A 20,402-nucleotide genomic window follows, 5' to 3' on the forward strand; every position below is an offset into this window, starting at 1 on the left:
CGAAGGGGCCATCAGCATCATCTGATGATTTTCAGTCAAACATGAACAGGGCGTCGTTACAGAACTGCGCCTCAAACCGATTGGCCGGCATCGGTCGCCCAAACAGATAACCCTGCACCTCGTCACAGCCGTGCTCGCGCAGGAAGTCCAGTTGCTCATGGGTTTCCACGCCCTCGGCGATCACCGCCAGGTTCAGGCTGTGGGCCATGGCAATGATTGCCCGGGCGATTTGCGCGTCCTGCTCGCCGGAGGGCAGGCCGTCGACGAACGTGCGGTCGATCTTCAGCACGTCGATGGGGAATTGCTTGAGGTAGTTGAGCGATGAGTAGCCGGTGCCGAAGTCGTCCACGGCGATGCTCAGGCCGAGGTTTTTCAGGCTGGCAAGGATCTGCAGGGCCTCGTTGACTTCGCGCATCAGGATACTTTCGGTCAGCTCCAGCTCCAGGCACGCCGGCGGCAGGCCGGTTTCCTTGAGGATGGTGGCGATCCGCGTGCCCAACTGCCCGTCGGAGAACTGCCGCGCCGAGATGTTCACCGAGACTTTGGGCACCCGCACCTTGTTCTGGTGCCAGGTCTTGAGTTGGCGGCATGCCTCGTCGATCACCCAGTCGCCCACGTCCACCACCAGGCCCAATTCTTCCAGCACCGGGATGAAATCCCCCGGCGGCACCAGGCCACGGCGCGGGTGACGCCAGCGCAGCAGGGCTTCGGCGCCGGTCAAACGTTTGCCATCGCCACTGAACTGCGGCTGGTAATAGAGCACGAATTCGTTCTGGTCCAGGGCATGACGCAGGTCGCTCTCCAACTCCAGGCGCTCCAGGGCGCTGGCGTTCATGTCGGCCTGGTAGAACTGGAAGTTGTTCTTGCCGCGCTCCTTGGCGTGGTACATCGCGGTGTCGGCGTTTTTCATCAGTTGGCTCAGTTCGTTGCCGTCCTGAGGGCTCAGGGCGATGCCGATACTGGCGGTGACAAAAAACTCGCGGCCCTCCAGCACAAACGGCTTCACCAGGCTGGCGAGGATCTGCTCGGCCACGTGGATCGCGCGGTTCAACGCCATCTCGCGACTGACCCGGGGTTGCAGGAGCAAGGTGAACTCGTCACCGCCCATGCGCGCCACGGTATCGTCCTCGGCCACACAGCCGAGCAGGCGGGTCGCCATTTCCTTGAGCATGCGATCGCCCGCGGCATGACCCAGGGAGTCGTTGATCGGTTTGAAGCGGTCGAGGTCGAGGAACATCAGCACCACCCACGACTTCTGCCGCTCCGCCGATTGCAACGCGGTGTGCAGGCGGTCCTGGAACAGCGTGCGGTTGGGCAGGTGGGTCAGGGCGTCGTAGTAGGCCAGGCGGTGGATGCGTTGTTCGCTGGCCTTGCGCTCGCTGATGTCGCTGAAAAAACACACGTAGCTGGCCAGGTCGCCCTCGTCATCGAGCACGGCGGTAATGCCGACCCAGGCCGGGTAATGCTCGCCGCTGCGGCGCTTGAGCCACACTTCACCTTCCCAGGTGCTGTGCTGGTGCAACTGCTTGAGCACATAGCGCAGGTGGGCTTCCTGCTGTTCGTCGACGGTGAGCATGTTCGGCAATTGGTCGAGCACATCGGCCGCGGCATAGCCGCTGACCCGGCTGAAGGCTTCGTTGGCCTGCACGATATAGCCGGCGGGGTCGGTGATCAGGATCGCCGAGGTGGAGTGTTCGAATACCGTGGCCGCCATGCGCAGGTCTTTCTCGGCGCGGCGTTGCTGGCTGATATCGCGGCCCACGCCGAGGATGCCTTCGAACGCGCCGTGCTCGTCCCACACCAGCACCAGGCGCAGTTCGATCGGCACCTTGCGCCCATCGGCCCGCAGGCAATCGAACAGGAACAGTTGGGTCTGCACGTCATCGCGCAACAAGGCCAGGGCTTCGGGCTGGTCCAGGGCGCGGCTGACCCGTTCCACAAGGGTGTAGATGCCGGTCAGTTGCTGTGGGTTGGCGATGGTCGATTGCCAGCCGTTCTTGAAGATCCAGTCGACTTCATAGCCCAGCACCGCATTCACCGACGGGCTGACGTAGTTGAGGGCCAGTTTGCTGTCGGTGGAGAAAATCACGTCGCTGATGCTTTCGGCCAGCATGCGGTAGCGCTGTTCGCTGTCGCGCAGGGATTCGCTGGCTTCGATCTGGTCGGTAATGTCCTTGGCCACGCCAATGATCCGCGTGACCTGGTCGGTCTTGTCCCGGGCCAGGGCCTGTTCGCGGATCTCGAAGCGCCGCCACTGATTGTTGCGGTGCCGAAAGCGCAACTGGCATTGCAACTGCGCCAGGTACCCGGCGGCGCGTTGCTGCTGGCGCAGGTCGTGGTAGTGCTCGGCGTCTTCGGGGTGCAGCAGGATCTCCCAGAAATACTCGCCCATCTGCTGCAGTTCGTGTTTGTTGTAGCCCAGGGTGTGGCCCAGGTGGTGGTTGCTGAAGATCATGCGCTGGCTGATCACATCCTGCACATACAGGTGATCCGGCACGGTGCGCACCACGTCCGACCAGAACGCCTCGCGCTCCACCAGCGACAGCTCCACCAGTTTGCGGCTGGTGATATCGCTGATGCTGAGGATCACCGCCTTATAGTCGTGCTGTTCTTCCGGCAGGCGCATCACCAGCCACAGGTACTGGTCGTTGCCTTCGATGTCGCTGAGTTGAATCTCCAACTCCAGCTGTTTCTGCTGGGTCAGCACTGCCTCAAGCACTGCGTAGCCAATGGCGCTGGTGTCCAGTGGGCAACCGTCGATCAAACGTTCCCACGCCTGTTCGCAGGACGCCACATTCAGTAGGCGCACCGCGACCTGGTTGACCTCGGTGATGCGCAGCTCCTTGAGCAGTTGCTGGCGTTGCTCGGGGCTGTTTTGCAGCCAGTCCTGCAGTTGTTCGCGGGTGTGCAACTGGGCCTTGTCGAAGAAACCGCGCAGGCCCGACAGGTCGAGCACGCACAAGGCCACGCCGGTACCTTCGAAAATATCCTGGTAGCGGCGCCGGCCTTCATTGACCTGGCGCTGGCGGCGCCGCATGTTCAGCAGCACCAGCACCGGGATCAGCGAAAAGGCCAGGCCCAGCAGGCACTTGCCGATAAACGCCGGCAGCAGTTGCTCCAGCACGGCGGCGCGATCAAACAGCCCGCGCAGTTGCCAGTCGCTTTTGCTCAAGGGCGTGACCAGCACGGTCTTGTTCAGCTCTTCCGGGGTCAGCCCGGCCGACCACTGGCTGGGCATGCCGCTGTCACGACTGACCACCCGGTGGTTCAACTGGTTTTCAATCGCCCACATCGGCCGTGGCCCCTGGCCGTCCTGGCGCGTCAGGTTGGCCAGGTAATTGGGGGCCAGGCGCAACGCCCAGTACATTTTGGCGCCGCCGCTGGGTTGGTGCAGCAGCAGGTAGATGATGGAGCCGTCGCTGTTATTGCTCAGGTAATAGGACTGGGCGTGGCTGCGCTTGACCAGCTCTTCAAGCCAGGCGCTATCCTGGCTGTTGTCGGCGGTATCACTGATGATCGCGCCGCTGGGGGCGAGCAGGGCGACGCTGCGCAGTTCCGGCAACGAGCGCTGCAGGCTGCGCATCAGGGCCTGGTGCTGTTCTTCATTGCGTGGAGGTTCGACGATCGGCAGCAGGTTGAGGGCGATTTGCGCGCTCAGGGCCATGTTCAGGCTGATCTGTTCGGCCAGGTCGGCGCTGTAGTCGATGGTGTATTGCTGCTGGTTCTTCTGGTTCTGCTGCAATTGGTCCAGCAACTGCCAGAACAATAACGCGAGCAGCAACAGGACCAGCGTCGCCAGCGCGCCCTTGAGGGTTCCGTGCAGGGGGGCGCCGGGCGCAATATGCGCTGCGCGCAAGGGGCTTGGCTTTGTTACGTTGGTCAAGCTGTGATCCTGCGGTTTGGCTGTACTGGCGCGCGACGTGCACTATAAGCCGGACGCCCGGAGGGCGGCTAGCATGCCTTGAGTTGTGGCAAAGTGCCAGCCCCGCCTGGCGGGACTATCAGGCCGGGCCGGTACTGATCAGGGCATCCGCCAGTCTGAATAGAATCGCCAGTGCAAAGCAACTGATAACCACAGAAGATGTGCGGTTTATGTTCTGCGGGGTCAGCCAGGCATGTCCGCTGCGTTTGAGGCGTGCGCCGAACAGCACCCAGGCGCACCCTACGGGGATCACCACCGCCGTGAATTGCATGGCGAACTGCCCGTACAAGGCCATGTCGGCAAAGGTCTGCACCGGCACGATGAACGAAACCACCAGCAAACCCTTCGGGTTGATCAGCGTCAGTAAAAAGAAATGCCACCTCGACACCCGCTCTCCGGGCAATGGGGGCAGATCGGCGGCGGGCTCGCGCCACAGGCTGTACGAGGTCTTGACCAGGTAACAGATCGAGACGAACTGCATCACCTTCAAACACCACGGCGCATTGGCCCCCATATGGCTGAGGACGTAGCCCCAAAAAGCAATCTGCAGCAGGTAAGCCAGGCACTCCAACAGGCTCAGGGTCCAGGCCCGCCTGAAACCCGAGAGCACGCCTGCGCGCAGTAACAGGGTATTGGTCGGTCCCGGCATCAATAGCAACAACCCCAGCGCAGACATGACACTAAGCATGGAAGCTGTCTTGCGCGACTGTCCGAGGGTAAGGCGTGATCCTGCATGTATGTGCCATGTGTCTTCTTCTAGGGAGGGGTTGCCGGGTATTGTGTTACATCTGGCCCGCTGCAGGAAAAAGCGCGGCTCAAAAGCGCCTGTCAATCTGCCCGCCGCCGCCGACTTAGGTTAACCTTGATCATTCGATGTGCTACGTACAGCGCCATGACGCTACGCAGGCCCTGTTCTCATCTTTTTACGAGGTCCACATTTTGGCTCAATACGTTTTCACCATGCATCGGTTGGGCAAAGTTGTTCCACCGAAGCGGGAAATCCTGAAAAACATTTCGCTGTCCTTCTTCCCGGGCGCCAAGATTGGCGTACTCGGCCTCAACGGTTCGGGTAAGTCCACGCTGCTGAAAATCATGGCTGGCGTCGATACCGAGTTCGAAGGCGAAGCCCGCCCGATGCCTGAACTGAACATCGGCTACCTGCCGCAAGAGCCGATCCTGGACCCGTCCAAGACCGTGCGTGAAGTGGTCGAGGAAGCCGTCAGCGTGATCAAGGACGCCCAGGCCCGCCTGGACGAGGTCTACGCCGCCTACGCCGAGCCGGATGCCGACTTCGACAAACTGGCTGCCGAACAGGCCAAGCTCGAAGCCATCCTGCAGGCTGGCGACGGTCACAACCTGGAGCGCCAGCTGGAAGTCGCCGCCGATGCGCTGCGCCTGCCGGCCTGGGACGCCAAGGTCGAGCACCTGTCTGGTGGTGAAAAACGCCGCGTGGCCCTGTGCCGCCTGCTGCTGTCGGCCCCCGACATGCTACTGCTCGACGAACCGACCAACCACTTGGACGCCGATTCCGTGGCCTGGCTGGAGCACTTCCTCCATGACTTCCCGGGCACCGTGGTCGCGATCACGCACGACCGGTACTTCCTGGACAACGTCGCCGGCTGGATCCTGGAGCTCGACCGTGGCGCCGGTATCCCTTACGAGGGCAACTACTCCGGTTGGCTGGAAGCCAAGTCCGACCGTCTGGCCGCTGAATCCAAGCAGCAGTCGGCCCATGAAAAGGCCATGAAGGACGAACTGGAGTGGGTGCGCAAAGGCGCCAAGGCCCGTCAGTCGAAATCCAAGGCCCGTCTGCAACGCTTCGAGGAAATGCAGTCCCAGGAATTCCAGAAGCGCAGCGAGACCAACGAAATCTACATCCCGGCCGGCCCGCGCCTGGGTGACAAGGTCATCGAATTCAAGAACGTCTGCAAAGGCTATGGCGATCGCGTGCTGATCGACAACCTGTCCTTCTCCATGCCTAAAGGCGCCATCGTCGGCGTGATCGGCGGTAACGGTGCGGGTAAATCCACGCTGTTCCGTATGCTGATGGGCAAGGAACAACCGGATTCGGGCACCATCGAAGTCGGCGAAACCGTGCAGTTGGCTTGCGTGGACCAGAGCCGCGAAGACCTCGACGGCAGCAAGACCGTGTTCCAGCAGATCTCCGACGGTTCCGACCAGATCCGTATCGGCAACTATGAAATCCCGTCGCGCACCTACGTTGGCCGCTTCAACTTCAAGGGCGGCGACCAGCAGAAGTTCGTCAAGGACCTGTCCGGTGGTGAGCGCGGTCGCTTGCACCTGGCCCTGACCCTCAAAGAAGGCGGCAACGTGTTGCTGCTCGACGAACCGTCCAACGACCTCGACGTGGAAACCCTGCGTTCCCTGGAAGAAGCCCTGCTGGACTTCCCGGGCGCCGCGATTGTGATCTCTCACGATCGGTGGTTCCTTGACCGTGTGGCGACGCACATCCTGGCGTACGAAGACGATTCGCAAGCGGTGTTCTTTGAAGGCAACTACACCGAATACGAAGCCGATCGCAAGAAGCGCCTGGGCGAAGCGGCTGCCCAGCCGCATCGTGTACGGCACAAAAAACTCGCCTGATTCGGGTTGGTTTGAACAAAACGGAGCCTTCGGGCTCCGTTTTTTTTGGCGCAATTGAGAGGGACCGAGGTGACTTCATCGCAGGCAAGCCAGCTCCCACATTTGACCGTGTCGTAGCAGAGGTACTCGATCTAATGTGGGAGCTGGCTTGCCTGCGATCGCGGTCTATCTATTGGTGCGCCCCTTGAACTGAAATCCCTGTTTTGGGGCAAAAAAAAGCGCGTGTATTTATATCTATCGCACCATTTAAATTCACAAAAGCGACATTTTGCCCTGTCGCGGTGCGACATGAATTGATAAAGTCCTGGGCAAATCGCCATTAACGACAATAAATCTGCCGAGACTTTTCATGATCGAATCCGTCGAATCCTTCCTTGCCCGCCTCAAAAAACGCGACCCGGACCAGCCGGAATTCCACCAAGCTGTGGAAGAAGTCCTACGCAGTCTGTGGCCCTTTCTTGAAGCCAATCCCCACTACCTGACCTCGGGCATCCTGGAGCGCATCTGCGAGCCGGAACGCGCCATTACCTTCCGGGTATCGTGGGTCGATGACCAGGGCAAGGTCCAGGTCAACCGCGGCTTCCGTATCCAGATGAACAGCGCCATCGGCCCTTACAAAGGCGGCCTGCGCTTCCACCCGTCGGTCAACCTGGGGGTGCTGAAGTTCCTCGCCTTCGAGCAGACCTTCAAGAACTCCCTGACCTCGCTGCCCATGGGCGGTGGCAAGGGCGGCTCGGACTTTGATCCCAAGGGCAAGAGCGACGCTGAAGTCATGCGTTTCTGCCAGTCGTTCATGAGTGAGTTGTACCGCCATATCGGCGCGGACGTGGACGTACCGGCTGGCGATATCGGCGTGGGCGCCCGGGAAATCGGCTTCCTGTTTGGCCAGTACAAGCGCCTGAGCAACCAATTTACCTCGGTGCTTACCGGCAAGGGCATGAGCTACGGCGGCAGCCTGATCCGCCCGGAAGCCACCGGCTTTGGTTGCGTGTACTTTGCCGAGGAGATGCTCAAGCGCCAGGGCCAGCGCGTCGAAGGCAAGCGCGTGGCGGTTTCCGGTTCCGGCAACGTCGCGCAATACGCAGCGCGCAAGGTCATGGACCTGGGCGGCAAGGTGATTTCCCTGTCCGACTCCGAAGGCACCTTGTACTGCGAAAGCGGTTTGACCGACGAGCAATGGTCGGCGCTGCTGGAGCTGAAAAACGTACGGCGCGGGCGCATCAGCGAACTGGCCGCGCGTTTTGGCCTGGAGTTTTGCGCCGGCAAGACCCCATGGGAGCTGGCGTGCGACATCGCCCTGCCATGCGCGACCCAGAACGAACTGGACGCCGAAGCCGCCCGCACCCTGCTGCGCAACGGCTGCATCTGCGTGGCCGAAGGCGCCAACATGCCGACCACCCTCGAGGCTGTGGATATCTTTATCGAAGCGGGCATTCTGTTTGCCCCGGGCAAAGCCTCCAATGCTGGCGGCGTGGCGGTGAGTGGCCTGGAAATGTCGCAAAACGCCATGCGCCTGCTGTGGACCGCCGGTGAAGTGGACAGCAAACTGCACAACATCATGCAGTCGATCCACCATGCCTGCGTGCACTACGGTGAGGAGAATGGCCGGGTCAACTACGTGAAGGGCGCGAACATCGCAGGCTTTGTGAAAGTGGCGGATGCGATGCTGGCGCAGGGCATCGTCTAAACCGCGAGCTGAGCGACACCGATGATCAATTGTGGGAGCTGTCGAGCCCCAGCGCGGCTGCGATAGCGGTAGGTCAGCACAGGTTTACTGCCTGGCCCAGCGCAATCACAGCTTCGCTGGGGCTCGACAACTCTCACATTCGCTCTGGTGTTACTGGCTGCGATAAGCCCGTGCGGCGTCGCGGTCCTTCTCCTGCTGCCAGGCGCGTTCGCGCTCGTCCCAATGGCGGTCGCGGTAGTCATTCTGGTCCTCGCTCTCGCGCATGGCCTTGCACTGGCGAAAGCCGTCCTCCCAGCCTTCGGCGTACGCCTGGTCTTTCAAATAGCGCGGGACGTTCTTGCGAAACTCCCCAGTAATCACCCCGGCCGCCTGGCGCCCGCTGCTGCAGCCATCGTCAAAACCGTCGGCGAAGGGCGGTGGATAACCCTTGGCCAGTAACTCATCGTGGGTGGATTGGCAGCCTGAAAGCGCCATCACTACACCCAACATCACAGCGAACCGCCACATCTCATACTCCCAGGCCGTTGAGCGGCTGATAAGGGAAGTCTAGAAGGGGATTCGTCGGGGCGATGTGAAAACGGGGTGAGCAATTTGTTTGGGCGGCTCACTCGCCACAGGGGCTTAGGCGGTGGGTTGCGCGAGCGCAGCGTGTTCGGCCAGTTCTTGCTGGATGAATGCGCCAATCATCGCGCGGTACACCTGCTCCGTGACGTCGGGGTTGGCGCCGAGGGTTTGCGCTAAATCGCGAACCTTGTGGATCACTTGTTCGACCCGTTGGGGTGCCTTGACCCCATCGCTGTCTTTTTTGAAGCGGGCGGCCTGGGACACGAAACTGCCGCGCTCGGCCAGCAGGGCGACGATCTGGCGGTCAAGGCGGTCGATGTTTTCCCGGACGTGTTCAAGGCTGGTGCAGGTAACGGCCATGTCGTAAGAGCTCCTTAGGGTGTGGGATAAACGCGGGCCAAATGTGGGAGCGGGCTTGCTCGCGATGGCGGTGGATCAGTCATATCCACAGCGACTGACACACCCCTATCGCGGGCAAGCCCGCTCCCACACTGGATCTTCAATAGGCGTTGGGGCCGGTCAGTAGTGATACCACTTCAGCTCAAGCATCACCTCGTTAACCGGCGTCGCCAGGTGGCTGAACTCCCGTTGCGCACTTAGGCGCACGCCGAGGTTGCGTGATACTTCCCACTGCTGATTCAGGCTGATACTACGTCGTACCTCGCCATTGGTGAAGAAGTCGCCCTTGGCCTCCAGGCTCAGGTTGCCTAGCGGGTTTTTCCACAGCAGCCCGGTGTTGAAGCCGGCAGCGGGGGAGATGAATTCGCTGAAGTCGTTGTTGTGTTCCACGCGCACGGTGCCCAGGGCAAAGCCGAGCATGTCGTCGTGCAGTTGCCAGGTGCCGCCGGCGCCGCCGTTGACGTGGCTGACCAGGGTTTCGTCGTCATGTTTGCCCGGTACCCGCTCCAGGCCGCCGGTGACTTGCCAGGACAGCGGTTGCAGCAGCTCATTGCGCGGAGTCAGGGAGCGGATGGTCGCCAGGTCCAGTTGTTGCAGTTGCCAGTTGTTGCCTTCGTACTGGCGCAGTTTCATCTGCAGGATTTCGATCTGCGCGCCCAGGGGGAAGCCTTCGGCGTTGTCGTTGAGGTCGTGGTAGGCCATGCGCAGGCCGTATTCGCCGAAGGCTTTGTCGCCACGGGTGCCGATACCTGCTTGCCAGGTGCGCGATTCATGGCCGTTTTCCGGCAGGCCGGGGCGCTCGATCTGTAGGTCCGGCGCCGGGTTCTGGTTGATTGCCCGCAGCAACTCGAAACTGCGCTGGGAGCGTTCGCTGTCGCGCTCAAGGCCGTTGGCGCGGTAGCGGCCCAGGCGGTAGGCCGCGTCGATGATCAGGGCCTGGCGGTCTTTGCCAAGGGCCATGAACGTTGGATCTTGCAATTGTTTTTGGTCATCGCTGATCTTTAGCACCCATTGCTGCTCGTCACTGTCCAGGGGCTTGGCGCGCTCCAGCAACTCACGTTCGCGGGACGGGCGATAATCGATTTTCTCCACCAGGCCCGCGTCCTTCACCGCTTTTACGGTGTCGGTGGGAATGGCGGTGAGCGGGAACTGTTCGGTCAGGCGCAGGCCGGGGCGGGCCACTTGCAGCAATTCCAGCAGGCGGTACGAGCAGTTTTCATCGAAGAAGAAGTAGTCGAACTGGATTTGCTTGAGCTCCCACACGTGCTCGACCATGCGCTCGGTTTCGACCTGGGTCAGGTTCAGGCGGTATTCCCACAGGTCGCGGTTCTCCAGGCTGCGGTATTCCGAGAGTTTTTCCTGGTAGGGCACCAGGGCGAACAGGCCGGGATAGCCGCCCATCAGGCCTTTCCAGGCGTAGAGGATGCTGTTGTCCGAGCCTTCAATGTAGGCGCCGAAGTTGATCGCGTAGCTGAGCAAGGCGGTCTTGTTACTTTGCACATCAGCCTGGTCGATGCGCAGCAAGGTATGGCCGAACATCGAAGATGGGCTGTTGAGATAGGCCGCCGGGAAGATCATCACCGCGCTGTGGGGCGCGACGTCCTTGAACCATTGCTTGAACTCGACGCAGTCCACGGCGGGCAGGTCAGTCAGGTGCAACTGGTCCTTGAGCCAGCGGGTGCGGGCCGGGTACACGCATTGGGCATGTTTTTCGCCGAGGCTGGCCGGGGCGTACAGTGCGTCTACGGTGGCCTTGAGTTCGGCGTCCGGGTGGTGGGCGCCGTCTTTGGCGAGGAAGAATTTCTGGTCGCTGACATAGCTGCGCCAGCCTTTGAGCTTGCCGGCTTCGTAGTGCCCCAATGAAAGCCAGAATGGATCATTGGCCAATTGCTGCAAACGTTGATCATCAAGGTGCGGCGCCGCAGATAGCGGGGCGCAGGCGAAGAGTGCCAGGCAGGCAAGGCGTTTGAGCATAGGGGCAACTTAAGTCGGAATAAATAAAGACCCGGGAAAGGGGCAGGTCCAAAAAATAAAACCCGCGCCGGGTAAGGGCGCGGGTAGGTCGAGCTTAAGCCTGGGTGGCGTATTTCGCCAGGCGGGCGTCGCCCTTGAGAACAGCGATGGTGTTGGAGTGCACGTCTTCTGCGGTCACGTCAGCCTTGCTGAAGATCTGCTGGAAGTGTTCGTGAGTCACAGCGGCGAAGTGATCACGATCTTCTGGAGCAACGCCCAGGACCACGGCATAGGTGGTCAGTGCTTCGCCATTGCCTTTGGCCATGTCTTCGGACAGCTCGTTCATCATGCCATTCATGGCAATCCACGATTTGCCGCCGTAAGTCAGCGCGCTGTTGGTGCTGCAACCGTTGGTGCCCGAGGTCATGCCGAAGGTGGCGTTACCGGAGGTGCCGTTGGTGGTGGAAGCGAGGAAGTGAGCCGGCGTGCCGCGCTGGCCTTCGAACAGCATGTTGCCCCAACCGCAGTTAGGGCCACCTGGCGCTTCGGCCATTGCATTGAGGGAGACAACGGTGAAGAGAGTACCGAGAAGGATCCGTTTCATAGCTTTGTTCTCTTAGTGTGCAAACCAATGGACAAGGGTTCAGGCGCCGCAAAGCACCCTAGGGGCCAGTTATTAGTCCAACCCGCGCAGTTTGGAGTTTAGGCATGTTCCAAGGGTTCCGTGCTTTTTTGTAAAACAATCAATGCAGACTGGTTTTTTTGCAGGCCGCATCCCGTGTCTATGCTTTACCTCAGTCGTGCCTTGCCAGCCAGCTACGCACGGCGCCAGAATGCCGCCATTGCCCCGCCTGATGTAAGGAAGCCCGATGCCTGATCCTGTTGCTGCCAGCTTGCGTCTAGCGCCCGAAGCGCTGACCCGTCCTTTCTCCGCTGAACAGTTCAGCTTCTCGACCACCAATGACTTGGAGCCCTTTCGCGGTGTGCTTGGCCAGGAACGCGCGGTTGAAGCGTTGCAGTTCGGTGTGGCCATGCCACGCCCCGGTTACAACGTATTTGTCATGGGCGAGCCCGGTACCGGCCGCTTTTCGTTCGTCAAACGCTACCTCAAGGCCGAAGGCAAGCGCCTGCAGACCCCGGCGGACTGGGTCTACGTCAATAACTTCGACGAGCCCCGCGAGCCCCGCGCCCTGGAATTGCCTGCGGGCGGCGCGGCCCCGTTCATCGCAGATATCAGTGGCCTGATCGACAACCTGGTCGCCACCTTCCCGGCAGTGTTCGAGCACCCTACGTATCAACAGCGCAAAAGCGCGATCGACCGCGCCTTCAACCAGCGCTACGACCGCGCCCTGGATGTGATCGAGCGCCTGGCCCTGGAAAAGGACGTGGCGCTGTACCGTGACAGCAGCAATATCGCCTTTACCCCGATGCTCGATGGCAAGGCCCTGGACGAGGCCGAGTTCTCGCAACTGCCGGAAGCCGACCGTGAGCGTTTCCACACGGATATTTCCGAGCTCGAAGAGCGCCTCAACGAAGAACTCGCCAGCCTGCCGCAGTGGAAGCGCGAGTCCAACAACCAGATGCGCCAGTTCAACGAAGAGACCATCACCCTGGCCTTGCAGCCATTGCTGGCACCGTTGTCCGAGAAGTACGCCGAGAACGCCGGCGTCTGCGGCTACCTGCAGGCGATGCAGGTCTATCTGCTCAAGACCGTGGTCGAACTGCTGGTGGATGACGCCAAAACCGACGCCCAGGCGCGCAAGTTGCTGGAAGAGCAGTACTGCCCGAGCCTGGTGGTGGGCCATCCGCTCAATGGCGGCGCGCCGGTGGTGTTCGAACCGCACCCGACCTACGACAACCTGTTTGGCCGGATCGAGTACAGCACCGACCAGGGCGCGCTCTACACCACCTACCGGCAACTGCGTCCGGGGGCGTTGCATCGTGCCAACGGCGGTTTCCTGATCCTCGAAGCCGAGAAAATGCTCAGCGAGCCGTTTGTCTGGGACGCGCTCAAGCGCGCGCTGCAGTCGCGCAAGTTGAAGATGGAGTCGCCTCTGGGCGAGTTGGGCCGCCTGGCCACCGTGACCCTCAACCCGCAAGTGATCCCGTTGCAGGTCAAGGTCATCATCATCGGCGCCCGCTCGCTGTACTACACCCTGCAAGACCTGGATCCGGACTTCCAGGAGATGTTCCGGGTGCTGGTGGATTTCGATGAAGACATCCCGATGGTCGATGAAAGCCTGGAGCAGTTCGCCCAGTTGCTGAAAACCCGCACCTCGGAAGAAGGCATGGCGCCGCTGACCTCGGATGCGGTGGCACGCCTGGCGACCTATAGCGCACGGCTGGCGGAGCACCAGGGACGTTTGTCGGCGCGCATCGGCGACCTGTTCCAGCTGGTCAGCGAGGCGGACTTCATCCGCCACCTGGCGGGTGATGAACGCACCGACGCCGGGCACATCGAGCGCGCGTTGAAGGCCAAGGCCACGCGCACCGGCCGGGTCTCGGCGCGGATCCTCGACGACATGCTCGCCGGGGTGATCCTGATCGACACCGCCGGCGCGGCAGTGGGCAAATGCAACGGGCTGACGGTGCTGGAGGTCGGTGATTCGGCGTTCGGTGTGCCGGCGCGCATTTCTGCCACGGTGTACCCGGGCGGCAGTGGCATTGTCGATATCGAGCGTGAGGTCAACCTCGGCCAGCCGATCCACTCCAAGGGCGTGATGATCCTCACCGGTTACCTGGGCAGCCGTTATGCCCAGGAATTTCCCCTGGCGATCTCTGCGAGCATTGCCCTGGAGCAATCCTACGGTTATGTCGACGGCGACAGCGCCTCGTTGGGCGAGGCCTGTACGTTGATTTCGGCGCTGTCGAAGACCCCGCTCAAGCAGTGCTTTGCCATTACTGGCTCAATCAACCAGTTCGGTGAAGTGCAGGCGGTGGGCGGGGTCAACGAGAAGATCGAAGGCTTCTTCCGCCTGTGCGAGGCCCGTGGCTTGACGGGCGAGCAGGGCGCGATCATTCCCCAGGCCAACGTCGCGACGCTGATGCTCGACGAGAAGGTCTTGCAGGCGGTAAGGCAAGGGCAGTTCCACGTGTATGCCGTGCGCCAGGCCGACGAGGCGTTGAGCCTGTTGGTGGGCGAGCCTGCCGGCGAGCCGGATGCCGAAGGGCAATTCCCCGAGGGTAGCGTCAACGCGCGCGTGGTTGAACGTCTGCGGGCGATTGCCGAGATGATCAGCGAGGAAGACCTCAAGGAAGCGGAAAAGGAGCTGGCGCAGCAGGCGTTGGTCGAAGCCAAGCCCAGCTGATGCGGGATCACCCATTGGAGCCGGCTTGCCGGCGATGGCGCTCTATGTATCGCTATCGCCGGCAAGTCGGGTCCGAGCGGGGAAAGCGCCATATTTTTGGCTGGGTTGTGGGGAGCTGATGGCCGTTGGTCCCTACAATCTTGGTTTGTAGCGGTTTTCTTCTATTCTCAGCTCAAGGGATATCTACAGGAGTCATGGGATAGAGACGGCCTTGTGTCTGGAGGCTGAACACCGGATCTACCGAGGGTCGCCGCCATGCCGCGCAGCCTTTGCCTCACCCGCCAGTGCCTGGGCCTGGTCACCCGAATTGAATGTTCCATTCGTCCTCTTGCGGGGGATGCCGGGATGTGGACGTTGCTGTTTGCCGCCGGAATGACAGGTGAGCAGCCCTCGACCATCAAGTCCCAGGGGCCGTTCCATGGCCCGTTCGTCGCGGAAAACATTCTTGAATCCATCGTGCAAAGCCTGACCCTGCACGGCTACGAACTGGCCGACGACCCGCAGATCTGGTGCCTGCACTTGCAGGCCCACCTGCGCCAGCTCAATGGCGGACGGCCCCAGGCCCTGCACCTGTAAACCGCAACCTTTGTAGGAGCCGGCTCCTACAATTTGCTCTCGGGCTTGTCCAGCTTGACCTCGAAGCCGTATTGCACGGTGTTCAACGCCGTGCGCTGGTACGTTTCAAGCGCGGTCGGCTGGCCATAAAAGTAATGCACATCAAACAACGCGGTGCCGTATTCCGCAGCGCGGTGGCTGACGCCGAGGATTTCCTTCAAGTACTTGCCACTGGCGTCCTTGGCAAAGAAGCGCCAGCTATCGGAAGGGAAGAGCGCCTGGTCGACAATCAGCACGTTGTCCTGGATCGACAGGCCCTTGGGCAGTTGGGCGGTGTTGACGGTGTTCTTTTCGATGGTGGCCAGGAACAGCGGGATCGATCCCACGGCAAATGCCGGGGTTTCCGGGAATAAATTAAGGTCGTAGGTGATGGTGGCGCGCCATGGGTCGACCTCAAAGGCCTCGGTGGGCAGCTCGATGGGCTCGCCGCGCTTGCCTTGATCATTTGCGGTGAAGAACGTCAGCGGGGCGTCGTTGCTGGTGCGAGTCGAGCCGATCAGGTCGTCATTGAAGGTGAAGGGATGGTCAAAGGCGATGTGGGCGGCGCTGGCGTCGTCCACCGACTGGCTGATGGTGACGCTGCTTTTCAACTGGTCTTCGGAGAGGCTGGCACTTTGGAGCCAGCCTGCGGCCTCATCGTCATACACCGTGACGGGCATGGGCAGGCCCTGCACGGTTTTCTCCAGACTGTTCTTGTCAAAGCGCCGTATCGGCAGTTCCAGGTCCTTGCGGGTGACTGTAGCGTCGGAGAAATCCAGCACGCTGACTTGCAGGTTATCGATCACCCCGTTGAAGTAGACCTTGGCGTAGTGGCTGGCCTGTTTTTGTTCGAAGGCTTTCTGCTCGTCTTGCAACTGCTTTTCAAAGGCCTCGGACCAGGTTGTCTGCTTGCGCATCTGCGCCAGTTGCTGCTCGTAGAACGCCACCTGGGCGGCGCTTTCATTGATCGAACCGGCACGGGAAAGAAATTGCCCGGTGGTGTCCCGGGCCTGGACCAGCAGCGGGTTGGGCGACTCATCCGCCACTTGTGGCGCCAGGGGGCTGGTGTTGGTCAGTTCGATCTCGGCGTAGTTGTTCTCCAGGGCCAGCAGGGTCAGCGTGATGTTTGCCTCGGTGCGCTTGTGGCCCACGTCTTTGCGGGTCAGGTCGAAGGTCAGCACTTTGCTGGGTGCAATCACCTCGACCCGGCCCTTGAGGGTGACGGGTTGGGGCTGGCTCTTGTTGTCCGTCTCGATGCCTTCGATGAAGGGATAGGTGACGGTCAGGTCGTCCGGGTTGGTCAGGTTGGAGCTGCTGGGGCTCAACTGAATGCCGGGGTCGGTTTCTGACCATTCCGGCTGGAACGGGATGATCTTGTTGTTGCTCAAGGTCACCGATTGCCATTCCAGGCCATGGGGAAACGGGAATTGGTCCGGCATATTGAAACTGAACGGGAACACCGGTTGCAGATCGGTCAGGTAGTCCGAGTGCGAGTTCTTGCGTAGGACGAACAGCCCGTTGATGTAGGTATCCACCAGCGCTTGCGGGGTAGGGTAGTGCGCAAGCACGGCCAGGCTGTTTTCCCCGTACTCGGTCTCCACTGGCTTGGTGTCGAGCTTGATGCGCGCCCGCTCCAGCAATAGCAGCGAGCCGCCCAGCTCGCCCACGGCCTCCTTGAGGCGCGGATCCTGGATCGTATCCAGGGATTGTTCGAACTGGGTGGTTTTTTCTTCCAGAGAGGCTTGCTTGTGCTCGTCGCTGGGGGAGCAGCCGCTGGCCGCCAGTAAAGCCATACACAGGCCAAGACTGGCCAAGGGAGATCGCACATCCATTATTTGAGATTCCTGTCCGGCAGCATCGAGCCACGTTGATGAGGCCGACACTAGCAGAAAAATTGTCTTACAGAAGCGCTACAGGTCAGTTTCCGGGTGGTTATGGCGCAATGTACGCGGCTGATATACTCGCCGCCATTTCTAGCCAAGCTGTGTGAGATTCCATGGAACGCTTTATCGAAAATGCAATGTACGCCTCCCGCTGGCTGCTGGCGCCGATCTATTTCGGCTTGTCCCTCGGGCTGCTGGCGTTGGCGCTGAAATTCTTCCAGGAAGTGATCCATTTGCTGCCCAATGTCTTTGCGATGGCCGAGTCGGAGCTGATCCTGGTGCTGCTGTCGTTGATCGACATGGCCCTGGTGGGTGGCTTGTTGGTGATGGTGATGATTTCCGGCTATGAGAACTTTGTCTCGCAACTGGATATCGACGACAACAAGGAGAAGCTCAACTGGCTGGGCACCATGGACTCTTCGTCGCTGAAGATGAAGGTGGCGGCGTCCATCGTGGCAATTTCCTCGATCCACCTGCTGCGGATCTTCATGGATGCCAAGAATGTCGATCCACAGCACCTGATGTGGTACGTGATCATTCACATGACCTTCGTGATCTCGGCGTTTGCCATGGGCTACCTGGATAAACTGACCAAGCATTGATCCATGACCGGCGCCTGCCGGCCCGGGATTTTGGGCTCATCAAGCCTGGGGCGAGTGTGCTAGTCTGCTCGCCCTTTTAGTTTGGATGACACGCCAGACCCCGCGTTTTTGCGGATTTTTGCAGTTGTCCTACAGCGGAGCCTTTCCATGTCCGAAGTCAATCTGTCCACCGACGAAACCCGCGTCAGCTACGGCATTGGCCGTCAGTTGGGCGACCAACTGCGCGACAACCCGCCACCGGGCGTCAGCCTGGACGCGATCCTGGCTGGCCTGACCGACGCGTTCGGCGGCAAGCCAAGCCGTGTTGACCAGGAGCAAATGGCTGCCAGCTTCAAAGTGATTCGCGACATCATGCAAGCCGAAGCAGCGGCCAAGGCTGAAGCAGCCGCAGGCGCGGGCCTGGCATTCCTGGCTGAGAACGCCAAGCGTGACGGCATCACCACCCTGGCTTCCGGCCTGCAATTTGAAGTGCTGACCGCCGGCGACGGCGCCAAGCCGACCCGTGAAGACCAGGTGCGTACCCACTACCATGGCACCCTGATCGACGGCACTGTGTTCGACAGCTCCTACGAGCGTGGCCAGCCGGCAGAATTCCCGGTCGGTGGTGTGATCGCTGGCTGGACCGAAGCCCTGCAACTGATGAATGCCGGCAGCAAATGGCGCCTGTACGTGCCGAGCGAACTGGCTTACGGCGCACAAGGTGTTGGCAGCATCCCGCCGCACAGCGTTCTGGTATTCGACGTCGAGCTGCTCGACGTTCTGTAAGACCTGCTGATGGCTCTATGTAGGAGCTGGCTTGGCGGGTCGCAGCGATACAGACAACTCGGTATGGGTTACACCGAGGTGATGTTATCGCCGGCAAGCCAGCTCCTGCAGAGGGCCATGCAATCAGGTTCTGCGCGGTTGCTCATGGATGAAACTTGCCATGTAGCTCCGTCACCGGGCGCAACGCTCGGGCATAGCAGAACAGAAACAGATTCCTCACCACCTCTTTAAGCACCCCAGGTTCACTGGAGCTCAGGCCGTTGACGTCCAGGTCGCCCTGGTCCTGCAGTTCATTGAGCGCTTCTTCTTCCAGCACCGCACAGACTTCGCCGGTTTCCCGATGAAGGATCCGCAGGTAAGGGTGCGGACGGTCCAGCCAGGCATCAATCAAATAAGTCATGGGTCGCATCTCCTTGAAGGGTTTCAATGAGAATAATTCTTATTCAAAGAATAGCAAGTCCCTATTGGCAATTTCCTGGTTTTTCTGTGTGGGCATTGTTCAAGGTCAAAAGGGCTGGCCTTTTGCTACTGGGGAGGGGGTGGTACGGGGAGGGTGAAGCGCCATCCCGCGCGGGGCACGGGATGGCGGCAGGTCAGACCTTGCGGACGAACTCGGACTTGAGCTTCATCGGGCCGATACCGTCGATCTTGCAATCGATATCGTGGTCGCCATCGCACAGGCGGATGTTCTTGACCTTGGTGCCGACCTTGACCACCAGCGAGGTGCCCTTGACCTTGAGGTCCTTGATCACGGTGATGGTGTCGCCGTCTTGCAGGACGTTACCAACGGAGTCTTTCTTCACGGTTTCATCGCTGGCTGCTTCGGCTTCACCACCGACGGACCACTCATGGGCGCATTCCGGGCAGATCAGCTGGGCGCCGTCTTCGTAGGTGTATTCGGAATTGCATTTTGGGCAGGGTGGCAACGTGCTCACTAAAGCTCCTTGAAAGTCAGGATGGCTAAAAGTCGCACATTATATAGGGTTTTGCCGGGGGCGGGGCGATGCGGTCTCAATGTGGGAGCCGGCTTGCCTGCGATGCAGACACCTCGGTCTATCAGCTGTAGCGAGGTGATGCTGTCGCAGGCAAGCCGGCTCCCACAGAGTGTTAGTGAGTACGGGCTACCGCAAATTCACTCAGCTCCACCAGGGCGTCCCGGTATTCGCTGGCTGGAAGGGCTTCCAGGCATTTGATGGCGCGGGCCACGTAGTCGCGGGCCAGCTGTGCGGTGTAGTCCAGCGAACCCGAGGCTTCCACGGCGGCGCGGATGCTTTCCAGGTCTTCAATGCCGCCTTTCTGGATCGCCTTGCGCACCAATGCCGCCTGTTCCGGGGTGCCTTCGCGCATGGTGTAGATCAGCGGCAGGGTCGGCTTGCCTTCGGCCAGGTCGTCACCGACGTTCTTGCCCAGGGTTTCGGCGTCACCGCGATAATCGAGCAGATCATCCACCAACTGGAAGGCCACGCCCAGGTGATCGCCAAAGGTGCGCAGGGCTTCGGCCTGTTCGGCGCTCGCTTCGCACAGGGCGGCGGCGCTGTGGGTCGAGGCTTCGAAGAGCATCGCGGTCTTGCCGCGAATCACTTCCATATAGGTTTCTTCGGTGGTGCTCGCGTCACGCACCTTGGACAGCTGCAGCACTTCGCCTTCGGCGATGATGCGCGTGGCCTGGGACAGGATCTTCATCACCGGCATCGAGCCCAGCTCGACCATCATTTCGAACGAGCGCGAATACAGGAAATCGCCCACCAGCACGCTGGGCGCGTTGCCCCACATGGCGTTGGCGGTCTCACGGCCACGGCGCATGCCGGACATGTCGACCACATCGTCGTGCAGCAGGGTGGCGGTATGCAGGAACTCGATAGTGGCGGCCAGCAGGCGCAGGTCATCGCCTTCACGGCCCAGGGCCTTGCCACACAGCAACACTAATAATGGCCGCAGGCGTTTACCGCCGGCCGAAGTAATATAGTCGCCAATTTTGGAGACCAGTGGCACTTTAGAAGTCAGCTGCTTCTTGATGATGCCGTCGACGGCGCTAAAATCGTCCGCCACCGCGCGGTAGAAAGCTTGGGGTTGCATCAGCGACAGTCGCTCCAGAAGGGTTGCGCGGCATGCTAGGACCCG

16 protein-coding genes are annotated in these 20,402 nt (G+C 60.8%); 6 read left to right on the forward strand and 10 right to left on the reverse strand.

What is annotated here, in order from left to right; genetic code table 11:
* Window positions 1–31: 31 nt before the first annotated feature.
* Together HBO11_RS09945 and HBO11_RS09950 are read right to left on the reverse strand one after the other, a co-directional pair.
* On the reverse strand, window positions 32–3,883 hold the full coding sequence (locus HBO11_RS09945; RefSeq protein WP_169951078.1) for a bifunctional diguanylate cyclase/phosphodiesterase: 3,852 nt from the start codon (window positions 3,881–3,883) through the stop codon (window positions 32–34).
* Window positions 3,884–4,001: 118 nt separating this feature from the next.
* Window positions 4,002–4,610, reverse strand: coding sequence for a LysE family transporter (locus HBO11_RS09950; RefSeq protein ID WP_169951076.1), 609 nt, complete (start codon window positions 4,608–4,610; stop codon window positions 4,002–4,004).
* Between the two features lie 251 nt (window positions 4,611–4,861).
* On the opposite strand from HBO11_RS09950, the gene ettA reads away from it, so the two are divergent.
* Both ettA and gdhA read left to right on the forward strand, forming a co-directional pair.
* On the forward strand, window positions 4,862–6,526 hold the full coding sequence (ettA, locus tag HBO11_RS09955; RefSeq protein ID WP_029292090.1) for an energy-dependent translational throttle protein EttA: 1,665 nt from the start codon (window positions 4,862–4,864) through the stop codon (window positions 6,524–6,526).
* Between the two features lie 349 nt (window positions 6,527–6,875).
* Window positions 6,876–8,213 (forward strand): NADP-specific glutamate dehydrogenase, encoded by a 1,338-nt coding sequence (gdhA, locus tag HBO11_RS09960; RefSeq protein ID WP_169951074.1) that lies wholly within the window; start codon window positions 6,876–6,878, stop codon window positions 8,211–8,213.
* 150 nt (window positions 8,214–8,363) lie between these two features.
* Here the strand turns inward: gdhA and HBO11_RS09965 are convergent, their stop codons facing one another.
* The 4 genes from HBO11_RS09965 to HBO11_RS09980 form a co-directional block, all read right to left on the reverse strand.
* Entirely contained in the window at window positions 8,364–8,720 is a 357-nt protein-coding gene (locus HBO11_RS09965) for a hypothetical protein (protein ID WP_169951072.1), read from the reverse strand.
* A 114-nt stretch (window positions 8,721–8,834) separates the two neighbouring features.
* Complete coding sequence (locus tag HBO11_RS09970) at window positions 8,835–9,137, reverse strand: chorismate mutase (RefSeq protein ID WP_169951070.1); 303 nt, start codon at window positions 9,135–9,137, stop codon at window positions 8,835–8,837.
* Window positions 9,138–9,296: 159 nt separating this feature from the next.
* Window positions 9,297–11,150 carry a DUF4105 domain-containing protein gene (locus HBO11_RS09975; protein ID WP_169951068.1) on the reverse strand — a complete coding sequence of 618 codons (1,854 nt, stop codon included), beginning with the start codon at window positions 11,148–11,150 and terminating at the stop codon, window positions 9,297–9,299.
* A 94-nt stretch (window positions 11,151–11,244) separates the two neighbouring features.
* Window positions 11,245–11,733 carry a DUF3015 domain-containing protein gene (locus tag HBO11_RS09980; protein WP_029292080.1) on the reverse strand — a complete coding sequence of 163 codons (489 nt, stop codon included), beginning with the start codon at window positions 11,731–11,733 and terminating at the stop codon, window positions 11,245–11,247.
* A gap of 265 nt (window positions 11,734–11,998) precedes the next feature.
* Here HBO11_RS09980 and HBO11_RS09985 point away from each other — a divergent pair, with 265 nt between their 5' ends.
* Together HBO11_RS09985 and HBO11_RS09990 are read left to right on the forward strand one after the other, a co-directional pair.
* A complete protein-coding gene (locus HBO11_RS09985) occupies window positions 11,999–14,437 on the forward strand; it encodes an AAA family ATPase (protein WP_169951066.1) in 2,439 nt (812 codons plus the stop codon).
* A gap of 255 nt (window positions 14,438–14,692) precedes the next feature.
* Entirely contained in the window at window positions 14,693–15,013 is a 321-nt protein-coding gene (locus HBO11_RS09990; RefSeq protein WP_169951064.1) for a hypothetical protein, read from the forward strand.
* A gap of 26 nt (window positions 15,014–15,039) precedes the next feature.
* Here the strand turns inward: HBO11_RS09990 and HBO11_RS09995 are convergent, their stop codons facing one another.
* On the reverse strand, window positions 15,040–16,863 hold the full coding sequence (locus HBO11_RS09995; RefSeq protein ID WP_169951062.1) for a hypothetical protein: 1,824 nt from the start codon (window positions 16,861–16,863) through the stop codon (window positions 15,040–15,042).
* Window positions 16,864–17,027: 164 nt separating this feature from the next.
* On the opposite strand from HBO11_RS09995, the gene HBO11_RS10000 reads away from it, so the two are divergent.
* Window positions 17,028–17,516: a TIGR00645 family protein gene (locus tag HBO11_RS10000; RefSeq protein ID WP_057441112.1), complete on the forward strand. Its 489-nt coding sequence runs from the start codon at window positions 17,028–17,030 to the stop codon at window positions 17,514–17,516.
* Between the two features lie 147 nt (window positions 17,517–17,663).
* Window positions 17,664–18,281, forward strand: a complete 618-nt coding sequence (locus tag HBO11_RS10005) for an FKBP-type peptidyl-prolyl cis-trans isomerase (RefSeq protein ID WP_038443496.1) — start codon at window positions 17,664–17,666, stop codon at window positions 18,279–18,281.
* A gap of 142 nt (window positions 18,282–18,423) precedes the next feature.
* Here HBO11_RS10005 and HBO11_RS10010 read toward each other — a convergent pair whose 3' ends face one another.
* From HBO11_RS10010 to HBO11_RS10020, 3 genes are all read right to left on the reverse strand, one after another.
* On the reverse strand, window positions 18,424–18,681 hold the full coding sequence (locus HBO11_RS10010) for a hypothetical protein (RefSeq protein WP_029292069.1): 258 nt from the start codon (window positions 18,679–18,681) through the stop codon (window positions 18,424–18,426).
* A gap of 193 nt (window positions 18,682–18,874) precedes the next feature.
* Window positions 18,875–19,216, reverse strand: coding sequence for a zinc ribbon domain-containing protein YjdM (locus HBO11_RS10015; RefSeq protein ID WP_032861873.1), 342 nt, complete (start codon window positions 19,214–19,216; stop codon window positions 18,875–18,877).
* Window positions 19,217–19,388: 172 nt separating this feature from the next.
* A complete protein-coding gene (locus HBO11_RS10020; protein ID WP_038443490.1) occupies window positions 19,389–20,357 on the reverse strand; it encodes a polyprenyl synthetase family protein in 969 nt (322 codons plus the stop codon).
* Between the last annotated feature and the right edge of the window lie 45 nt (window positions 20,358–20,402).

Source organism: Pseudomonas sp. WS 5010 (assembly GCF_012985565.1).
Classification (GTDB): Bacteria; Pseudomonadota; Gammaproteobacteria; order Pseudomonadales; family Pseudomonadaceae; genus Aquipseudomonas.